16 protein-coding genes are annotated in these 18,542 nt (G+C 71.7%); 9 read left to right on the top strand and 7 right to left on the bottom strand.

All coding sequences use genetic code 11. The features are described from left to right. Positions 1–100: 100 nt before the first annotated feature. Positions 101–2,083 (bottom strand): acyl-CoA dehydrogenase, encoded by a 1,983-nt coding sequence (locus tag ACGFYY_RS03865; RefSeq protein ID WP_393706908.1) that lies wholly within the window; start codon positions 2,081–2,083, stop codon positions 101–103. Between the two features lie 271 nt (positions 2,084–2,354). On the opposite strand from ACGFYY_RS03865, the gene ACGFYY_RS03860 reads away from it, so the two are divergent. Together ACGFYY_RS03860 and ACGFYY_RS03855 are read left to right on the top strand one after the other, a co-directional pair. Beyond that, the gene (locus tag ACGFYY_RS03860) at positions 2,355–4,022 is read left to right on the top strand and encodes a carbohydrate binding domain-containing protein (protein WP_393706907.1); all 1,668 of its coding nucleotides are present in this window, start codon (positions 2,355–2,357) and stop codon (positions 4,020–4,022) included. 169 nt (positions 4,023–4,191) lie between these two features. Continuing rightward, on the top strand, positions 4,192–5,574 hold the full coding sequence (locus ACGFYY_RS03855) for a mycothione reductase (RefSeq protein WP_393706906.1): 1,383 nt from the start codon (positions 4,192–4,194) through the stop codon (positions 5,572–5,574). A gap of 3 nt (positions 5,575–5,577) precedes the next feature. Here ACGFYY_RS03855 and ACGFYY_RS03850 read toward each other — a convergent pair whose 3' ends face one another. Then, positions 5,578–6,777: a PP2C family protein-serine/threonine phosphatase gene (locus ACGFYY_RS03850; protein ID WP_393706905.1), complete on the bottom strand. Its 1,200-nt coding sequence runs from the start codon at positions 6,775–6,777 to the stop codon at positions 5,578–5,580. Beyond that, complete coding sequence (locus ACGFYY_RS03845; RefSeq protein ID WP_393706904.1) at positions 6,774–8,375, bottom strand: ATP-binding protein; 1,602 nt, start codon at positions 8,373–8,375, stop codon at positions 6,774–6,776. Before ACGFYY_RS03845 ends, ACGFYY_RS03850 begins: the two co-directional genes overlap by 4 nt. A gap of 114 nt (positions 8,376–8,489) precedes the next feature. Here ACGFYY_RS03845 and ACGFYY_RS03840 point away from each other — a divergent pair, with 114 nt between their 5' ends. Next, on the top strand, positions 8,490–9,263 hold the full coding sequence (locus ACGFYY_RS03840) for a response regulator (RefSeq protein WP_393706903.1): 774 nt from the start codon (positions 8,490–8,492) through the stop codon (positions 9,261–9,263). 94 nt (positions 9,264–9,357) lie between these two features. On the opposite strand, the gene ACGFYY_RS03835 is transcribed toward ACGFYY_RS03840, so the two are convergent. After that, on the bottom strand, positions 9,358–9,678 hold the full coding sequence (locus ACGFYY_RS03835) for a hypothetical protein (protein ID WP_393706902.1): 321 nt from the start codon (positions 9,676–9,678) through the stop codon (positions 9,358–9,360). Between the two features lie 194 nt (positions 9,679–9,872). On the opposite strand from ACGFYY_RS03835, the gene ACGFYY_RS03830 reads away from it, so the two are divergent. After that, the gene (locus ACGFYY_RS03830; RefSeq protein WP_393706901.1) at positions 9,873–10,352 is read left to right on the top strand and encodes an MSMEG_6728 family protein; all 480 of its coding nucleotides are present in this window, start codon (positions 9,873–9,875) and stop codon (positions 10,350–10,352) included. 93 nt (positions 10,353–10,445) lie between these two features. Here ACGFYY_RS03830 and ACGFYY_RS03825 read toward each other — a convergent pair whose 3' ends face one another. Further along, entirely contained in the window at positions 10,446–10,724 is a 279-nt protein-coding gene (locus tag ACGFYY_RS03825) for a GlsB/YeaQ/YmgE family stress response membrane protein (protein ID WP_365280777.1), read from the bottom strand. Positions 10,725–10,906: 182 nt separating this feature from the next. Here ACGFYY_RS03825 and ACGFYY_RS03820 point away from each other — a divergent pair, with 182 nt between their 5' ends. Together ACGFYY_RS03820 and ACGFYY_RS03815 are read left to right on the top strand one after the other, a co-directional pair. Continuing rightward, positions 10,907–11,902 (top strand): magnesium and cobalt transport protein CorA, encoded by a 996-nt coding sequence (locus tag ACGFYY_RS03820; protein WP_393706900.1) that lies wholly within the window; start codon positions 10,907–10,909, stop codon positions 11,900–11,902. A gap of 115 nt (positions 11,903–12,017) precedes the next feature. Further along, entirely contained in the window at positions 12,018–12,212 is a 195-nt protein-coding gene (locus ACGFYY_RS03815; protein WP_365280771.1) for a hypothetical protein, read from the top strand. 98 nt (positions 12,213–12,310) lie between these two features. On the opposite strand, the gene ACGFYY_RS03810 is transcribed toward ACGFYY_RS03815, so the two are convergent. Next, a complete protein-coding gene (locus tag ACGFYY_RS03810; RefSeq protein ID WP_393706899.1) occupies positions 12,311–12,676 on the bottom strand; it encodes a PRC-barrel domain containing protein in 366 nt (121 codons plus the stop codon). A 282-nt stretch (positions 12,677–12,958) separates the two neighbouring features. Continuing rightward, entirely contained in the window at positions 12,959–14,665 is a 1,707-nt protein-coding gene (locus ACGFYY_RS03805; protein WP_393706898.1) for a SpoIIE family protein phosphatase, read from the bottom strand. Positions 14,666–14,961: 296 nt separating this feature from the next. Here ACGFYY_RS03805 and ACGFYY_RS03800 point away from each other — a divergent pair, with 296 nt between their 5' ends. The 3 genes from ACGFYY_RS03800 to ACGFYY_RS03790 all read left to right on the top strand — a co-directional run bounded on the left by ACGFYY_RS03800 (position 14,962) and on the right by ACGFYY_RS03790 (position 18,542). Continuing rightward, positions 14,962–16,278, top strand: coding sequence for a molybdopterin-dependent oxidoreductase (locus ACGFYY_RS03800; RefSeq protein ID WP_393706897.1), 1,317 nt, complete (start codon positions 14,962–14,964; stop codon positions 16,276–16,278). Then, positions 16,275–16,793, top strand: coding sequence for a hypothetical protein (locus tag ACGFYY_RS03795; protein WP_393706896.1), 519 nt, complete (start codon positions 16,275–16,277; stop codon positions 16,791–16,793). The genes ACGFYY_RS03800 and ACGFYY_RS03795 overlap by 4 nt, the downstream gene beginning before the upstream one ends. A 162-nt stretch (positions 16,794–16,955) precedes the next feature. Beyond that, positions 16,956–18,542, top strand: a complete 1,587-nt coding sequence (locus ACGFYY_RS03790) for a molybdopterin-dependent oxidoreductase (protein ID WP_393706895.1) — start codon at positions 16,956–16,958, stop codon at positions 18,540–18,542.

Raw genomic sequence — 18,542 nt, 5'->3', positions numbered from 1 at the left:
CGCTCGCAGCCACGACTGTCCCTCATGTCCGTACGGGTGGATGTCCTGTCGGCTGCCCAGCCTCGGGCATTTCCCCCGCTCCGGCGTTCTGGGCGCGCCGTCACACACGATCCGTCCCCGCTCGGCCCACGAGATCCGGCGCCCGCAGCATCACGTCCGGGATGCCCCACGCGTCGACGAGGTCGACCGCGAGGGGGCGGATCTTGCGGCAGAGATCGTTCACCTCGCGGCTGATCGCCTTGGAACGCTGGACGGTCAGCCGCCCGTGCTCCATGAACCAGGCCCGGTCCGCCTCGATCGTGGACAGCGCGAACAGGTCGCACAGCAGGGCGAGCGCGGCCTTCTCTCCCCCTTCGGGCAGCGCGCGCACCCGGTCGACGAAGGCCTCCGTCACCAGCCGCTCGACGTGGGCCCGTGCGAGCGCGATGACGTGGTCCTGCACCTGCGAGAAGACGGCGCCGGGCGCCTGCTTCCGGTCGATCCCGCGTTTGATCCGCCGAGCCAGGCCGGCCAGCATGTGTTCCTCGCGGAAGCGGACCATGGCGAGCTGGTACTCCGAGTCGAGCAGACCGGCCTCCCGGTCCCACTCGTCGCCGCCGGGGAGCAGGTCGCGTACCCGTTCGAGCAGTTTGTGGGCGGACGTCCGCTCGATGACCGTCTCCACGGCGAGATTGGTGACGTAGCGGACCATGCCGAGCTGGTCGAGGTCCTCGAACTCGCCGGCGTGGTCGGTGAGCAGCCCCCTGGCCACGAGCTGCAACAGGACGTGGTTGTCGCCCTCGAAGGTGGTGAACACGTCGCTGTCGCTCTTGAGGGCGGCGAAGCGGTTGACGGCGAGATAGCCGGCGCCCCCGCACGCCTCACGGCATTCCTGGACGACCCGGGTGGCGTGCCAGGTGCCGAGCGCCTTGAGGCCCGCGGCCCTCGATTCGAGTCGGCGCCGCGCCCGCGGGTCGTCGTCGGTGCCCGAGAAGACCTCGTGCAGCTGCGTACGCACGACGTCCTGCGCGACGTGCAAGGCGTAGGTCCGGGCCACGAGCGGCAACAGGCGGCGCTGATGCAGACCGTAGTCGAGGAGCACCTGCTCCTCGGTGTCCGGGGCCGTCTCGAACTGGCGGCGCCGCACGGCGTACTTCGTGGCGACGGCCAGGGCGACCTTGGCGACGTTGATCCCGGCTCCGGCGACGCTGACCCGGCCCTGCACCAGGGTGCCGAGCATGGTGAAGAAGCGCCGGTTCGGGTCGTCGATCGCACTCTCGTAGACGCCCTCGGGGGTGACGTCGGCGAATCTGTTGAGCAGTGCCTCGCGCGGCACCCGTACGCCGTCGAACCGGATGCGGCCGTTGTCCACGCCGTTGAGCCCCATCTTGCGGCCGTCGTCCTCGATCCGGACGCCGGGCGCCGGCGCTCCGTCGACCCGGAGGGGGACGACGAAGGCGTGCACCCCGTGGGGCCGACCGGCCACCTCCAGCTGGGCGAAGACGACGGCCAGTTCGGCGTGGCGGGCCGCGTTGCCGATGTAGTCCTTGCGCGCGGGGTCGTCGGGGGTGGTGATGACGAACTCCCGGCGCGCGGCGTCGTACCGCGCGACCGTACCGAGCGCCTGGACGTTGGAGCCGTGCCCGGTCTCGGTCATCGCGAAGCAGCCCATCAGCTTCCCGGTGATGAGGTCCGGGAGGTAGGCCTTGTGGTGGCGCTCGGTGCCCAGGTGGAGGATCGCGCCGCCGAAGAGTCCGAACTGCACGCCGGTCTTCACCAGGACCGACAGGTCGCCGAAGGCCAGGGTCTCGAACGCGGCGATCGAGGCCCCGATGTCGCCGCCCCCGCCGTACTCGGGGGGAAAGCCCATGCCGGTCTGGCCGGTCGCGGCCATCCCGACGACGATCTCGCGCACGCGTTCGCGAAACGCGTCGATGCCGAGCTCGTCGGCCTCCTCCAGAACGGAGGAGTACGCGGCCAGGTTGGTGCGGACAAGGTCGCGGATCCCGGCGTACTCCCCGTCGAGCACCTCGGTGAGCGCGGGGACGTCGATGTCGGGCTGTACGTACCCGGTGGCGGGGGCGGAAGCGTTCTCGGTGGCCATGACGCTCCGCTACCCCGCCCGAGGGCGATCAACCGGGGACGGACGAGTGGTGGGGGCCACGGTCGCCGGTGGATGCGGTCGCGGGCCGACGGCGTCCGCGCCGACCCCGAGTCCCACCCCTCCTTATTGGTCCAGACCTATTGACGGGCCTCGTCCCCGCTCCTACGATCCGGTCCGGCACAGCCCCACATGTCCCCACCTCACCCGAGCCGAGCGCCGCGCCCCCACGCGCCCGTCACGACCATGGCGCTCGGCGGGAAGGGAGCACAGCATGTTCCGTCGGAGAACACGTACTTCGCATCCGTCCGCCGACACGGGCCGGCCCCGCCACGCCGGCCAGGGACCGACCCTCCTGGTACGTTCCCTCGCCGGGCTGGGCGTCGCCGCCCTCCTGGGTGCCGGTGTCGCCATGACCGGCTCCGTCACGGCCGGGGCCGCCACCACCGAGTCGGTGGCCAACTCCGGCTTCGAGAACGGGCTCTCCGACTGGACCTGCTCCAGCGGATCCGGCACGACCGTCACGAGTCCGGTCCACTCCGGCGGGTCCGCGCTCCAGGCCACGCCGAGCGGCGCGGACCATGCCCGGTGCGCCCAGACCGTCAGCGTGCGGCCCAACTCCGCGTACACGCTGAGCGCCTACGTCCAGGGCAGTTACGTGTACCTCGGTGCCACCGGCACGGGGCTGACCGGCACCCCGTCCACCTGGACGCCGAACACGCCGTCGTACGGCCGACTCGCCGTCGACTTCACCACCGGGCCGACCACCACCTCGGTGACCGTCTACCTGCACGGCTGGTACGGGCAGTCCGCGTACTACGCGGACGACGTGTCGCTCACGGGCCCGGGCGGCACCAGCCCCTCGCCGACGCCGACGCCGACGCCGACGCCGACGCCGACGCCGACGCCGACGGCACCGACTCCGACTCCGACCCCGACCACGCCGACGTCCACGCCGACGTCCACGCCGACCACGCCGCCCGGCGACACCTGCCCCACCAAGCCCAAGCCCGCGGGCAAGGTCCTGCAGGGGTACTGGGAGAACTGGGACGGCGCCCTGAACGGTGTCCACCCCGGCATGGGCTGGGTCCCCATCACGGACAGCCGGATAGCGGCCCACGGCTACAACGTCGTCAACGCCGCCTTCCCGGTGATCCTCTCCGACGGCACCGTCCTGTGGCAGGACGGCATGGATGCCAACGTCAAGGTCTCGACCCCCGCCGAGATGTGCCAGGCCAAGGCGGCCGGGGCGACGATCCTGATGTCGATCGGCGGCGCGGCCGCGGGCATCGACCTGAGCTCCAGCACCGTCGCCGACCGGTTCGTGGCGACCGTCGTCCCGATCCTCAAGAAGTACAATTTCGACGGAATCGACATCGACATCGAGACCGGCCTCTCCGGAAGCGGCGACATCAACACGCTGTCCGCCTCCCAGGCCAACCTCGTGCGCATCATCGACGGCGTGCTGGCTCGGATGCCCGCCGGCTTCGGCCTGACCATGGCCCCCGAAACCGCGTACGTCACCGGCGGCAGCGTCACGTACGGCTCGATCTGGGGCTCCTACCTGCCGATCATCAAGAAGTACGCCGACAACGGGCGACTGTGGTGGCTGAACATGCAGTACTACAACGGCAGCATGTACGGCTGCTCCGGCGACTCCTACCAGGCCGGTACCGTCCAGGGCTTCACGGCGCAGACCACCTGCCTGAACAACGGTCTGGTCATCCAGGGCACCACCATCAAGGTGCCCTACGACAAGCAGGTGCCCGGCCTGCCGGCCCAGCCCGGCGCGGGCGGTGGCCACATGGCGCCGAGCCTCGTCGGCCAGTCGTGGAACGCGTTCGGCGGTTCGCTGAAGGGGCTCATGACCTGGTCGATCAACTGGGACGGCTCCAAGGGCTGGACCTTCGGCGACAACGTCAAGACCTTGCAAGGGCGTTGACACCCACCCGACGAGGCGGGTGACGGAGCGGCAGGGCGCCGGGGCGGCGGGGTGGGCGGCGCGGTGGGAACCGTGCGCGGCGCCCGCCGCCCCGGCCGTACGGGCGTATCCGCGGCGCGGCCGCGCGTGCCCGGCGATGGCTCCGCCACGCGAGGGTACGTTCCCCCGCATGCGTACTCACGACCTCGTCATCGTAGGGGCGGGCTCCGGCAACGCCATCGTCGACGACCGGTTCTCCCACCTGGACGTCGCCATCGTCGACGAGGGGCCCTTCGGCGGTACCTGCCTGAACCGGGGCTGCATCCCGAGCAAGATGCTGGTGCACGTGGCGGATGTCGTCGACGGTGTCCGTGAAGCCGATTCCCTCGGAGTCGACGCGACCTTGCGGGGCGTCCGTTGGGCCGATGTCCGCGCGAGGGTCTTCGGACGGCTGGACCGGGAGGCGCGCGAGGGCGACGCGGGCCGGCGCGCGTCCCCGTACGTGCACGTCCACAAGGGGCCCGCCCGCTTCATCGAGGACCGGACACTCCTCGTCGGGACCGGCGACGACACCGTCACGATCCGCGGGAAGCAGGTCGTCCTCGCCACCGGAAGCCGCCCCACCGTGCCCGAACCGGTGGCCGCGTCCGGGCTCCCGTACGAGACGTCCGACACGGTCATGCGCCTGGAGAGCCCCCCTCGGCATCTGGCGGTGCTGGGCGGCGGCTACATCGCGGCCGAGCTCGCGCACGTCTTCCACGCCGCGGGCAGCCGAGTCACCGTCATCGAGCAGGAGGACAGGCTGCTCCCCGCCCAGGACGAGACCGTCTCCGCCGCGTACACCGAGATCGCCGGCCGCCGGTACGACGTACGGACGGGAACGGCGCTGACCAGCGTGGAGGGCGCGCCGGGTCGGCTGGGCCTGGTACTGGACGACGGTACGACCGTGGAGGCGGACACCCTGCTCGTCGCGGTGGGTCGCGTCCCCAACAGCGACCGGATCCGGGCCGATCGGGCGGGCGTCACCCTGCACGACGACGGGCGAGTCGTCGTGGACGACTTCCGGCGAACCACCGCCACCGGGGTCTTCGCCCTCGGCGACGTGTGCACCCCGGTCCCCCTCAAGCACGTGGCGAACCGGGAGGCGCGGGTGGTGGCACACAACCTGCTGCACGCCGACGACCTGGTCCGGACAGACCACGAGGCCGTTCCCGCGGCGGTGTTCACCCGCCCCCAGATCGCGCAGGTCGGCAGGACCGAGCGGGAGTGTCGGGAGGAGGGGCTCGACTACGCGGTCGCCGTGCGCCGCTTCTCGGACTCCGCGTACGGGTGGGCGCTGGAGGACGACACCGGCTTCTGCAAGGTGCTCGCGGACCGACGTACGGGCCTGGTGCTGGGCGCCCACATCCTGGGGCCGCAGGCGGCTACCCTGATCCAGCCGCTGGTGGTGGCCATGAGCCTGGGGATCGATGCCACCACCCTGGCGCGGACTCCGTACTGGATCCATCCCGCCGCCACCGAGTCGGTCTCCAACGCCCTGCTCGACCTGGAGCTCGACTCCCGGACCCCCTGAGGTTCAGCCCGGGTGGAGATCCCAGCCGAGGCGGAGGACGGCGAGGTCGTCGGTGTGTCTTCCGGCGTTGAGCGCTCTGGTGCGGCGGATGAGGCCGTCCAGGTGTGCCGCCGGGTCCTCGGACGGTGTGGTGTCGATCAGGGGCAGGAGCCCCTCGATGCCGAGCCGGCCGCCGGAGTCACCGTTGTGTCCTTCGGTGAGGCCGTCGGTGTAGAGGGTGAGCGCTCCGGTGTCCGGGAGGGGGACGACCGTGGCGGGCCAGTCGTGGTGGCCGGGGACGATACCGAGCGCGACGCCGTGCGCGGCGGTCACCTCCCGGGTCTTCTCCGAGGTGGTGAGCAGGGGTTCGTGGTGGCCCGCCAGGTACAGGGTGGCGGTGGCGGCCTTCTGGTCGAGGGTGAGCAGTGTGCAGGTGGCGAACAGCGGCTGGGTGCCCCGCTCCGCCACCAACAGGCGTTCCATGAGACGCAGCAGTTCGGTGCCGCGGTGCCCGGCCAGGACGAGCGAGCGCCAGGCGATGCGCAGGCAGACGCCGAGGGCGGCGGCGTCGGGACCGTGTCCGCTGACGTCACCGACGACGGCGTGCAGCAGCCCGTCGTCACCCTCGACCACGTCGAGGAAGTCGCCCCCGAGCAGGGCCTGTTCGCCGCCGGGCAGATACCGGGTGGTCACCGTGACGGTGGAGGTGTCGAGGAGGGGCCGGGGCAGCAGTCCGCGTTCCAGCCGGGCGTTCTCCTCCGCGCGCTGCCGGGCCGACCGGGCATCGGCCGCCGCGCGCTCGGAGTGGCTCCGGTAGACGGCGTAGCGGACCGTGCGGCGCAGCAGTTCGGCTTCGACCTTGCCCTTGACCAGGTAGTCCTGGGCCCCGGCGGCCATGGCCTCGGAGCCCGCCTGCTTCTCGGACAGACCGGTCAGGACGATCACGGCGGTGTGCGGGGCCATGGTGCGGACGGTGGTGACCGCGTCGGTGCCCGACACGTCCGGCAGGTGCAGGTCGAGGAGGATGCAGTCGAAGACGAGGGCCGTGAGCGCCGAGCGGGCCTCGGCCAGCGAGGCGCTCGTGGTGAGCTCGAAGCGCAGCTCGGTGTCGTGGAGGAGCTCCTCGACGAGCAGGGCGTCGGCGGCGTCGTCCTCGATGAGGAGGATGCGGTAGACCGGTTCGTCCGCGGCGATGTCGCCGGCGTGGGGGAGGGTCGCGGTCATCGCTGCGGCTCCGTGGTGGCCCGGGTCGCTTCCGCGATGGTCGACGGGGCGGGGAACGGTTCGGCGGCGAGGGTGAAGCTGATGCGCGTCCCGTCCCGGTACTCCGGGTCGACGGCGATGGTGCCGCCGTGGAACTCGACGATCTTCTTGCACATCGCCAGGCCGATTCCGGTGCCGGGATAGACGTCCTTGGCGTGGAGCCGCTGGAAGATCACGAAGACCTTGTCGACGTACTCGGGGCCGATGCCGATGCCGTTGTCGGTCACCGTGAACCGCCACGACTCCCCGTCCCGGGTGGCGGCGACATGGATCTCCGGTGTTCGGTCCGGTCGGCGGAACTTGACGGCGTTGCCGATCAGGTTCTGCCAGAGCATGCCCATCTGGGTGGGGTCGGCCACCAGCGACGGCAGTGGATCGTGCGTGATCGACGCGCCCGCCTCCTCGATGCCCACGCTCAGTGCGGACAGGGTCCGTTCCAGGACCGGGTCGAGGTCGACCCGTACGGGATCGTGGTGGACACGGCCCACCCGGGAGAAGTCGAGAAGGTCGTTGATGAGGGTCTGCATGCGGTTGGCACCGTCGACCGCGATGCCGATGTACTGGTCCGCCTTGGCGTCGAGCTGCCCTCCGTAGCGCCGCTGGAGAAGCTGCGTGAAGCTGGAGACCTTGCGCAGCGGCTCCTGCAGGTCGTGGGAGGCCACGTAGGCGAACTGCTCCAGCTCGGCGTTGGAGCGTTGCAGATCGGCCGTCTGCGCGTCCAGGCGCCGTCGGGCCTCCTCGCTGAAGGCCAGTTCGCGTACCAGCCGGCGGCGCATGAAGTCGATCTCGTCGCTCAGACGCCGCAGGTCGGCCGGACCGGCCGAGGTGATGGGGTGGTCGAAGTCGCCGCCGGCGACGGTGCGGGCGTCCGCCGCCAGCTGCTCCAGCGGCCTGTTGATGCCGCGGCGCAGTCCTTCGAACACCAGGCCGGCCAGGAGGGCGATCACGGCCGCGATCGCCGCGAACAGCCAGTTCCGCAGCCTCATGGTGGCGGCGAGGTCGGCGCGTGTCCGGTTCCGCTCCGCGCGCAGGCGTTCCTGCTGGTCGGCCGTCGCCCGGCGCACGGCGTCGAAGGTGGCCTTGGCCTCCGCGGCACCTTCGGTGGCCGGTACGGAGGTGGTCCCGGGCGGTGAGGCGGCGACGGGACGGGCGATCCTCTCCTGCCATACGGAGAGCTGGGCCCGCACGGCTTCGAGGTCGGCGAGCGCGCGGGTGTCGCCGTCCAGGAGCCGTGTGAGCTGCGCGGTGTACGTGTTCTCGTCCGTGAGCCCGCGCCGGTAGGGATCCAGGAACTCGGGGGTCCCGGTGAGTCCGTAGCCGCGAATACCGGTCTCCTGGTTGAGGAGGGCAGCCTCCAGACGGAACGAGGTGGCCAGGGCCGGGGACCGCACGTCCACGAGCTCGTCGCTGATCGTCGCCGTACGCCCGAGCACCCAGGCCCCGGTCGCGCCGAGCACGGCAAGCACCGCCAGCGAAGCGGCGACGCCCACGCGGAGCCACCGCCGGGTCGTCCACGCGGAAGTCCGCCGCGCGCGCGGCGGCCGCATCATGCCGGTCATCCCCTGAATCCCCTCCCGAAACGGCCGCCTTGAACAGAGGGCGCAGCGCACACTTTAGAGGGCATCGGACAACAATTGTTGTCGTGCGTCGGGTCGGGCGCCTAGGGTGCGGGTATGCCAGGCATCAACTTCCATCTGCGGACCACTTCGGAGGAGACGGCCGCCGTCGCCGACGCGGCTGTCGCCGACCTCGCCCGCCGCCTGGCCCTCCACCTGCAGACCGATCTCTCCGCCCCGACGGCGGACGACCGCGCGCAGGCCCTGGCACGCCTGCACGTACTCGAACACCTCCAACAGGCCGCGGAACGCCTGCAACGCGCGGCGGCCGTCGACGCCGCGCGTGCCGGAGCCGGATACCCCCAGATCGGCCGCGCATGCGGGATGACCCGCCAGGGCGCCCGGCGCCGATGGCCGGGGCTCTTCGACCACACCGACGAAGCACCCACGGAGCAACTGACGATGAACGCCCCCGCCCGCCCGTTCGATGTCCTGCTCGTGGAGGACGACATCGCCGACGCCATGCTCATCGAGGAGGCACTCGCCGAGCGCGGGGCCCGTAACCTCGTCCAGGCCACCGACGGTGTCGCCGCCTTGGAGCACCTGCGCAACCCCGAGAGCCCGCGCCCCGACCTCATCGTGCTCGACCTGAACATGCCCCGCATGAACGGCCGCGACCTGCTCCGCATCCTGAAGAACGACGCCGACCTCATGACCATCCCCGTCGTCGTCCTCACCACGTCCTCCGCCCCCGACGACGTCGCCGGCGCCTACGCCGGCCACGCCAACGCCTACGTGACCAAGCCGGTCAACCTGGAGGAGTTCGAGCAGGCCGTCCGGAGCATCGACTCCTTCTACCTGGACACCACGACGCGCCCGCCCCGCGCCTGACACCGGACCCGGGGCCGTCGGGGCAGCGGACCATGGGGAGGGATCGCGATCCCCGTGCGGTCCGAACAGGTGACGCGGCTGAGCCGGCCGGCGTCTACGCACCGTCCTCGTCGAGCGCCGTAAGACCCTCCCGCCAACGGATCCGCCGTTGCTCGTCGTCCTGCTCCCACCAGGGGGTGCCGCGCTCACCGAGGGCCACCTTCGCGGTGTGGACGCGGCGTCTGGCCATGCGCTCCGCCCGCACGTCGTGGCTGCGCAGCGCGGAGTGGACCGCACGCCGGGCCGCCATCAGGTGGGAGCGCAGGCGCGCGGCGACGTCGGCGGGCAGGCCCGGGTCGGAGGCCCGCCGGCGCCTGCCGTGAATGAGGACGTGGTGTCCGTCCGGGGTCCGGTCCGGCGGAGGATTTCGTGTCACGCGGCATCCTGTGGGACGGATCCTCCGGGCACGGCGGAACCCTTCATCGACGGTGTCACGGTCATGGTGCGGGTACCCCGGGCGCGGCGCATTTCACGCCCGGCGGACCAGGGTCCATACGCCGGGTGGGAAGGCCCACGCTTCCTCGGGCCCGTCGAGGGGCCGGGCTCCGGGCCTTCTGGCAGGCTCGCACCGTGCAGACGTTCCTTCCGTTTCCGTCGTTCGACGCCTCGGCGGCCGCGCTGGACCTGCGCAGGCTCGGCAAGCAGCGGGTGGAGGCCGTGCAGGTGCTGCGCGGTCTGGTCGTTCCCGGCTACGGATGGCGCAGGCATCCGGCGGTGCGGATGTGGGCGGGGTACGAGGAGGCGCTCGTCCGGTACGGGTTGCAGATCTGCGAGGTGTGGGCCGACGAGGGGCACGCCGACACCTGTGCGGTGACCCTGGTCCAGGACTTCGGGGCGTGGCGGCCGGGGGGCACTCCACGGACGCAGGAGCAGCTGGCGGCCGACGGGGACCTGCCGCCGTGGCTGGGCGCACCGGACTTCCATCGAAGCCATCGGTCCGCGCTGGTGCGCAAGGACCCGGCGTTCTACCGGGAGCGCTTCCCGGACGTACCGGACGACCTCCCGTACGTATGGCCCCGGTCCGACCGGGACACCGACGGGGCGTCCTGAGCGCCGGGCACGGCCGTGCGGCGCGCGAACGGCTCCTCCCCGCTGTGCGGGGAGGAGCCGTTGGCCAGGGACTCGGCGGCATACCGCCCGGGATCAGGCGTGCCGGTGGGAGTGCCGGTTTCCGGTGACGAGGCGGTAGAGGGCCAGGAGGATGACGGAACCGACGATGGCGGCGATCCAGGTGGACAGGTCGAAGAAGCCGTCGATGGAGTCGACCCCGAAGAGGACCTTGCCGAGCCAGCCGCCGAGCAGGCCTCCCGCGATGCCGATGAGCATGGTGATGATGATTCCGCCCGGGTCCTTGCCCGGCATGATCGCCTTGGCGATGAGGCCGGCCAGCAGTCCGATGAGGATCCAAGCGATGATGCCCATGATGCGTCTCCTGCCGTGCGGCGTAAGGTCGTTGTCAGATCGCTTCTGCGCGCTGCTCGCGATTCGAAACGTGGGCTGCTCGGCGCCGAGCGGGTGAGCCGAACCGGCCCCCGGCCGCGACCGCCGGCCGTGACCGGCCCGGAGGGACGCATGAAATCCGGGTTTGCGCGCAGGCGCGGCGTATGGAATGCGTGGTGTACGAGGAGCGGTCGGGCCGGTCGGAAACGGTGGAGTGCGGCCTTGACGACGAGGCGTGCCGGCTGGTGTTGAAGCGGTTGCGCGGGCTCGGCGACGGCGAGTTCGGTTGGGTGCGCCTGGTCGACCCGGCCGAGGAGGAGTTCGTACAACTGGCCTCGGAGCTGGGACTGCACCCCCTGGCGGTGGAGGACGCCGTCCAGGCGAGCCAGCGACCGAAGCGCGAGCGCTTCGGCGACGTCCTGGCCGTCGCGCTGAAGACCCTCTGGTACGTCGAGGAGGAAGCGGCGGTGGAGACCGGCGAGTCGATGCTCTTCGTCGGGCCGCGCTACGTACTCACCGTCCGTCATGGCGAGGTGGACCCGGTGGCCGAGGCGGCCCGCCGCCTGGAGACCGACCCGTCCATGCTGCGCTTCGGCCCCCTCGCCGTGCTGCACGCCGTCCTGGACGTCGTCGTCGACGCCTACGGCGAGGCCGCCGAGACGGTGCGCGCCGTGCTCAACCGGCTGGAGGACCGCGTCTTCTCCCCCTCCCGCGTCGACCACACCGAGGACATCTACTCCCTGAAACGAGAAGTCCGTGAGTTCCGTGACGCCGTACAGCCGCTGGTCCCCGTGCTGCCCGGCCTGCTGAGTGGTCCGGCCGAGGAGGAGCGTCAGGCGAAGGTCCTGCCCTACTTCCGCGACGTGGCCGATCACCTGCACCGCACCGACACCGAGGTGCGGACCCTCGACGAACTGCTCAACTCGGTTCTCGATGCCCAGCAGGCCCGGGTGGGCACCTGGCAGAACGACGACATGCGGCGCATCTCCGCCTGGGCCGCCATCTTCGCGGTCCCCACCATGGTCGCCGGCGTCTACGGAATGAACTTCGAGCACATGCCGGAACTCGGCTGGAACTACGGCTATCCACTCGCCGTCGGCCTCATGGCGCTGGCGTCGGGCCTGCTCTACCGCGCCTTCCGCCGCAACGGCTGGCTCTAGGTGTCCACACCGGGAGGATGTCACTCTGTGTGAGCGAAATGGTGCGAGGTGTGACCGCGTGTGTCAGTGTGGTGAGGGAGGAATTCCTCCTCCCCATCCTTAAGGAGTTGCCGTCATGGGCGGTATGCAGGACAAGCGCCAGGAGCCGGGCAAGGGTCGCGAGGAGCAGCAGCGTCCGCAGCGTCCCGGCCAGGACCCGGCGCACCCCGAGACCGGCCGGCCCGCCCGTCAGCCGGGCCGCGAGGAGAAGACCCGTCGTCGCGAGGACGGCCTCCCGCACGAAGCGGGTCTGCGCGACGACGGCGTCTGATTCCCGCGCGATTCGACCCGAGCACCACCCCACGCACGCAGAGCCCGGCCGGAGCCCGTAGTCACCCCGGCCGGGCTCTGTCAGGTCCCGGCATCCGGTCAGGCGGGCGGAACGCCGAACGGCATGCCGGGGAGGTAGTGCGCGACCAAGGCCTCTCGATGGCCCCCGCTTCCCAGGTGCTCGCCCCGATGGAATGCGGGCGCTGCCTTGATCTGCTCCTTGGAGCGGTCCACGTAGACCACCGCCGCCGCATGGTCGATACGGGTCACCAGGCCGGCGGGCAGCAGGACCTCCTTGCCGAGGATCCACACGCCGGTGTCGACGACCAGATAGGCGTCGGTGACCTCGTCGGAGTGCTTGTCGACCTTGCCGATGGCGCCGTCCAGGGCCTCGACCCCGTAGCCGGTGATGTCGGCCGCCAGGTAGTCGATGTTGGTGCGGTAGGCCCACATGTTCTCCGTCATCGGAACAACTCCTTCGATCGGCGCGGGAATCTCCCGGGAATCTCCTTCGACGGCGCGCCTGCCCGGCGACCGCGGCTTCACTCCCCACCCGGGGAGCACCGGCGCGCCGAGAAAAAGCGCGAACCGGCCGTTTGCGTCGTCGGCGACCGGCCATAAGCGCGGTTACGGGAGTCCGCGACGGTGAGCGGCGCGGACTCCCGCGCGGACCCGAGCCGCGTGGTGGCATCCCCCCGCCATCATGCGGCCGGGGTTCCGTACGAGGGCCGGCGCGCGCCCGTCGCCTCAGCGGTACGGAACGCGCAGGGCCAGCAGGACCGTGTCGTCATCGGGCGCGGTCGTCCCCACCGTGTCCAGGAGGGACCGCAGCAGCGTTTCCAGCGGCAGGTCCCGCGGAGCGGCAGCGGCCAGGCGCCTGACGAGGAGGGCGATGCTCTCCTCGATGTCACGGTTCCGCTCCTCGACGAGGCCGTCGGTGTACAGCAACAGCGTGCTTCCCGGGACCAGGAGACGGCTGTCACACGTGCGAGGGCCGCAGGGCAGTGCCGGGTGCAGCAGCAGATCGTGCCCTGTCAGCCGGTCGACGGCGCCGTCGGGAGTGGCGAGGAGCGGAGGCACATGGCCGGCGTTGCTCCACTTCATGTGCCATCGACCGTCGGGCGCGGGCCGAAGATGTACATGGAGGATGGTGCCGCTCGCCGGGAGGTCCAGCCGCCGGCAGGCCAGCTCCAGGGCGCTGAGGGCCGCCTCCGGACCCTCTCCGCGATGGTCGTGGTCCGCCTGCCGCAACATGCTGCGGACCTGCCCCATCAACGTGGCCGCCCGCATGTCGTGACCGGTGATGTCTCCCACCGTGACGGCGAGCGCTCCCGTGGAGCCCGGCTCGGCGGCGCCCGGCAGAGGGTAGATGTCGTACCAGTCGCCCCCGACCATGTCGTCCCGCGCGGCGGGCCGGTACAGGGCGGCCAGTTCCAGGCCCGGCACGGAGGGCAGTTCGGTGAGCATCGCCTCCTGCAGCTGGCGCGCGACGCTGACCCGTTCGTCGAGGTGCAGGGCGCGTTCGACGGCCTGCGCGGTGTAACCGGCGAGCGTGGTCAGCACAGCCCGCTCGGCCATGGTGATGGCGTACAGGTCGGACCATCCCAGGACGAGCGTCCCGAGGACGCCGCGCGTGCCGCGCAGGGGTAGGCAGACCGCGGTGCGCAGGCCCAGGACGTCGAATCCCGCGACGGCTTCCGGACCGTAGGAGGAGGTGATCTCGGACCGGTCGTCCACCACGATCATGCGGTTCTCGCGTACGGCCCGGGCGCTCGGCCAGTCGGAGTCGAGGGCGTACGACTCGGGGACCTCCTCGAAGGGCTGGTCGGCATCGAGCGGGTCCGCGATGCGGTGCAGCGACCCCTGGTTCAACAGGACCAGGCCGATGTAGGAGGGCTTGAGGTCGCCGCTGACCAGGTCGGACACCCGACTGCGGACGTCGTCGAGGCCGCGGGTGTCGGCCAGGTCCTCCGCCGCCCGCAGCAGCAGCCGGGAACGGTCCAGCAGGGTGTGCATGCGGGCGGCCGCCCCCTCGGCCGCGTCCGCCGCCTCCCGCGCCTCTTCCTGGGCCCGGCGTCCGGTTTCGGCACGCTCGCGCAGGCGGATCTGGGCACTGCACGCGGCGGCGAGGTCCGACAGGTCCCGAACCTCGTCCGCGCTCCAGGCGCGAGCCTCGTGGTCCACCACGGCCAGGAGGCCCAGCAGCTCTCCGGAACTGCCCACGAGAGGTACGCCGGCGAAGGCGAAGCCGGACTCGCTCCCCACGAACTCGAGGAACAGCGGCCGCCCGAGTCCCGCCACGCGTCGACAGCACTCCAGGACGTCCGGCGCTACGGGCGCCCCGGCCGGCCAGCATTCGGGAGCCGCGCCCGCGGACTCCCCGGACGGCACCAGCCAGACGAGCCCCTGGGGCGCGGCCAGCAGACGCGTGGCCAGCCGGGCGAACCGGTTCAAGGCCCCTCTCCTCTCCAGCGGCGCCGGTGCCCCGTGCGGGCGGACATCGGGGCCGGGCTCCGTCCGGTCCCGGGAGCAGCCCCATTTTATCCTCGTGCACCCGCGAAGGCGCGTGGATCGGCGGCGCTCCGGGCAGTCGTCGCAGCGGAGGGGCACGCCCCGCCGAACGGCCCTGATCGATCAAGAACGGGGTGATCCCGACACGTGTCGTCGACCGACCGCGCGTATGCGCTGGTATCCGGTAGGTCGTCGAGTTTCCGAATCGGCATCAGCCCTGTGCGTGCGGAGGTGTCCCGATGGGCGCGACTCATGGTGAGCGGGACGAGCCTTGTGCCGCGCCACACCCGGCGGGGTCGGATCCCGGGCGATGGGACGCCACGGGGCCGACGCGGCCGGAGTTCTGGCGCAGTCCGCTGCGGGGGCCGTGGTTGACCGCCGTCTTCGGGCTCGTCCTGCTGGTCGGGATCACGCTGCTGTTCGTCACGGGCCTGCTGTCGTACGCCGCGTACAACCCGGACCTGGCGCGGATCGACGACCAGACGCCGGACAAGGGGTGGCTCGGCTTCTACCTGTTCTCCTGGCCGACCTCGCCGTACTGGCTCTACCGGCTCACCCAGGGGGTGCACGTGGTCCTGGGCGTCGTGCTCGTGCCGGTGCTGCTGGCGAAGTTGTGGTCGGTCATTCCCAAGCTGTTCGCCTGGCCGCCCGTGCGCTCCGTCAGCCACGGCATCGAGCGGTTGTCCCTGCTCCTTCTGGTGGGCGGGGCCGGCTTCGAGTTCGTCACCGGCATCCTCAACGTGCAGCTGCACTACATCTTCCCGGGCTCCTTCTACGTCCTGCACTTCTACGGGGCCTGGGTGTTCATCGGTGCCTTCGTCGTCCACGTGGCCTTCCGACTGCCGCGCGCACTGCGGGCCGTGCGAGCCGGGCCGGTGGGGCCGGAGGCCGGGACGGAGGAGGCCGCCGGGCTGGTATCGCCCCGCCCGGCGCCGCCGACCATCTCCCGCCGGGGCGCCCTGGGCATGGTCGGGCTCGGCTCCCTGGCGCTGCTCCTGGTGACGGCCGGGCAGAGCGTGGGCGGCCGGTGGCGTCGGACCGCACTGCTCGCCCCGCACGGCCAGGACCCCGGCACCGGGCCGAACGGCTTCCAGATCAACAAGACCGCGGCGTCCGTCGGCATCCGGCCGAGCGATGTCGGCCCCGCCTGGCGGCTGACCGTACGTGGGTCCGGACGCCAGGTCGTCCTCACTCGCGAGGAGCTGCTGGCCATGGAGCAGCACGAGGCGGCCCTGCCCATCGCGTGCGTGGAGGGCTGGTCGACCCCCGACCAGCTGTGGAGCGGCGTCCGGCTCACCGACCTGGCCGCCCTCGTCGGGCGGGGGACGGACACTCCGCAGGCCCTGGTGGAATCGGTGCAGCGGGGCGGGTCGTTCAGCTCGGTCGTCCTGCGGGACAACCAGGTGCGCGACCACCGCTCACTGCTGGCCGTCCGCGTCAACGGGGCCGTCCTCTCGCCCGACCACGGCTACCCGGCCCGCGTGATCGTCCCCGGCGCTCCCGGCGTTCACCAGACCAAGTGGGTCACCCGCGTCACCTTCGGAGAGCCGGCATGAGCGGCGCGACGGCGTTCCGACGACGCTACGGGGCCTCGCCGCTCCACCTGCTCCTGGTACTGGCTTCGTTCGCCCTCGCCGCGTACGCCGGTGTGCGACTGCTCAGGGGCGACACCCTGGGCGTCGCCCTGTGGTTCGTCGGGGCGGCGCTCCTCCACGACCTGGTGCTGCTGCCCCTGTACTCGCTGACCGACCGGGCCGTGCAGCTCCTCTTCGAGGGGAGGGCGGGCCCGCTCCAGGGGGTGCCCCGGCCGAGCGTCAACCACGTGCGGGTTCCGGCCTTCGTCTCGGGCCTTCTGCTGCTGGTCTGGTGGCCGCTCGTCCTGCGTCGGGTCGACCACTACACGGCGGCCACCGCGCTTCCGGCGGACGTCTTCCTGGGGCGCTGGCTGCTGATCACCGCAGCCCTCTTCGCCGCCTCGGCGGTGATCCTCCTGGTCCGCAGGTGGCAGGCGTCGGGGCCTCGACGACGAGCGGCACGCCGGCGGCGGCGAGCTCGCGCCGCCACGAAGTGACGGTGTTCGCCCACCGGGCGGGGCGGTCGGCCGAGGACCGGCCTACGGGCCGCTCGGACGGGGTCCCCGCGTCAATCCGGGAGCCGATCTTCACTTGATCGGATGGCGGCACCCGGCGCGACCCATCCGGTTCGGCGAGCGTGCCGAATGGCCTGCGTGAGGATGAACCGAAGCACCGTCGAACGGGGAGCGCTCGCCGCCACGAGCGGACTGCTCGCCGGATGCGCGGCGTTGGCCGTGGGCGAGCTCGTCGCCTCCCTCGTGCGGCCTCAGACCGGGCCGGTCACCGTGGTCGGCGGAGCCGTCATCGACCGGACACCCGCCTGGCTGAAGGACTACGCGATCCGGACCTTCGGCGAGAGCGACAAGTGGGTGCTCCAGCTGGGGATCCTGGTCGTCATCGGGGTACTGGCCGCGCTGTCGGGCCTGTTCGCCCTGCGGTACCGGCGTACGGGAGCGGCCGCCGTCCTCGCCTTCGGCGCGGTCGGCGCGGTCGCTGCCCTCACCAGGCCCGACTCGGCCGGAGTGGGCGACGTACTGCCTTCGGCGATCGGAGCCGTGGCGGGATCGATCGTTCTCCACGTCCTCGTCGGACACCTGACCGTCGCCTCCGCGGCGCCCGGGCAGGGTGAGGGCGAACCCATCGGGGCGCCGGGCGGTCGGAACCGGCGCGGCTTCCTCATCGGAGCCGGTGTCACGGCGGTCGCCGCCACCGGCGCCGGGGTGCTCGGCCGGACTCGCACCCGTCGTGCCGACCGAGGGGCGCTCGCCTCCCGGGCGGCCGTCAGGCTTCCCGCTCCCGCGTCCCCGGCCGCCGACATCCCGCCCCGCGCGGTCCTCCGTATCCCCGGTATCAGCGCCTTCACCACCCCCGCCAAGGACTTCTACCGGGTGGACACCGCGCTCGTGGTGCCCACGGTGGACGCCGCCACCTGGCGGTTGCGGATCCACGGCACGGGGGTCACCCGCCCCCGCACCTACACCTTCCAGGAGTTGCTCGAACGGCCGCTGATCGAACGCGACATCACCCTGACCTGCGTGTCCAACGAGGTGGGAGGCCCCTATGTCGGCAGCGCCCGGTGGCTGGGCGTGCGCCTCGCGGACCTGCTCGAAGAGGTGGGCGTCAAACCCCCGTCCCGGGGCGGCCGGGCGGACCAACTGGTGGCCCGGTCCGTGGACGGCATGACCCTGGGCTCACCCGTCGAGGACGTCATGGACGGCCGTGACGCGCTGCTCGCCCTCGGCATGAACGGCGAACCGCTGCCGTTCGACCACGGGTTCCCCGTACGGATGGTCGTGCCGGGACTGTACGGCTACGTATCCGCCTGCAAGTGGATCCAGGACATCGAGCTGACCACCTTCGACTCCTACGACCCGTACTGGGTCGCACGAGACTGGGCCCGCAGGGCCCCCATCAAGACCCAGGCCCGCATCGACACCCCCAAGCCGTTCGCGCGGGCCGCCGCCGGTACGGTCACCGTCGCCGGAGTGGCATGGGCCCAACACCGCGGCATCCAGCGGGTCGAGGTCCGCGTGGACGACGGCCCCTGGCAGGAGGCCGAGCTCGCCGAGCAGGCCACCACCGACACGTGGCGCCAGTGGTCCTTCCCCTGGAAGACGACACCCGGAGGCCACAACCTCACCGTGCGCGCGACCGACGGCACCGGCCAGGTGCAGACCGAGCAGCGCGCCCGGACCATTCCCGACGGGGCGAGCGGCCGGCACAGCGTCTTCGTCACCGTCGGCTGA

This window comes from Streptomyces sp. NPDC048331, from assembly GCF_043201215.1.
Classification (GTDB): domain Bacteria; phylum Actinomycetota; class Actinomycetes; order Streptomycetales; family Streptomycetaceae; genus Streptomyces.
The sequence above is the reverse complement of the archived record's forward strand: the minus strand, read 5'-3'. Positions and strand labels throughout refer to the sequence as shown.

Excerpts from the sequence above, each read along its gene's own strand:
- ACGFYY_RS03865 (WP_393706908.1), bottom strand. The coding sequence starts at position 2,083 with ATGGCCACCGAGAACGCTTCCGCCCCCGCCACCGGGTACGTACAGCCC.
- ACGFYY_RS03860 (WP_393706907.1), top strand. The coding sequence starts at position 2,355 with ATGTTCCGTCGGAGAACACGTACTTCGCATCCGTCCGCCGACACGGGC.
- ACGFYY_RS03855 (WP_393706906.1), top strand. The coding sequence starts at position 4,192 with ATGCGTACTCACGACCTCGTCATCGTAGGGGCGGGCTCCGGCAACGCC.
- ACGFYY_RS03850 (WP_393706905.1), bottom strand. The coding sequence starts at position 6,777 with ATGACCGCGACCCTCCCCCACGCCGGCGACATCGCCGCGGACGAACCG.
- ACGFYY_RS03845 (WP_393706904.1), bottom strand. The coding sequence starts at position 8,375 with ATGACCGGCATGATGCGGCCGCCGCGCGCGCGGCGGACTTCCGCGTGG.
- ACGFYY_RS03840 (WP_393706903.1), top strand. The coding sequence starts at position 8,490 with ATGCCAGGCATCAACTTCCATCTGCGGACCACTTCGGAGGAGACGGCC.
- ACGFYY_RS03825 (WP_365280777.1), bottom strand. The coding sequence starts at position 10,724 with ATGGGCATCATCGCTTGGATCCTCATCGGACTGCTGGCCGGCCTCATC.
- ACGFYY_RS03820 (WP_393706900.1), top strand. The coding sequence starts at position 10,907 with ATGGAATGCGTGGTGTACGAGGAGCGGTCGGGCCGGTCGGAAACGGTG.
- ACGFYY_RS03815 (WP_365280771.1), top strand. The coding sequence starts at position 12,018 with ATGGGCGGTATGCAGGACAAGCGCCAGGAGCCGGGCAAGGGTCGCGAG.
- ACGFYY_RS03810 (WP_393706899.1), bottom strand. The coding sequence starts at position 12,676 with ATGACGGAGAACATGTGGGCCTACCGCACCAACATCGACTACCTGGCG.
- ACGFYY_RS03800 (WP_393706897.1), top strand. The coding sequence starts at position 14,962 with ATGGGCGCGACTCATGGTGAGCGGGACGAGCCTTGTGCCGCGCCACAC.
- ACGFYY_RS03795 (WP_393706896.1), top strand. The coding sequence starts at position 16,275 with ATGAGCGGCGCGACGGCGTTCCGACGACGCTACGGGGCCTCGCCGCTC.
- ACGFYY_RS03790 (WP_393706895.1), top strand. The coding sequence starts at position 16,956 with ATGAACCGAAGCACCGTCGAACGGGGAGCGCTCGCCGCCACGAGCGGA.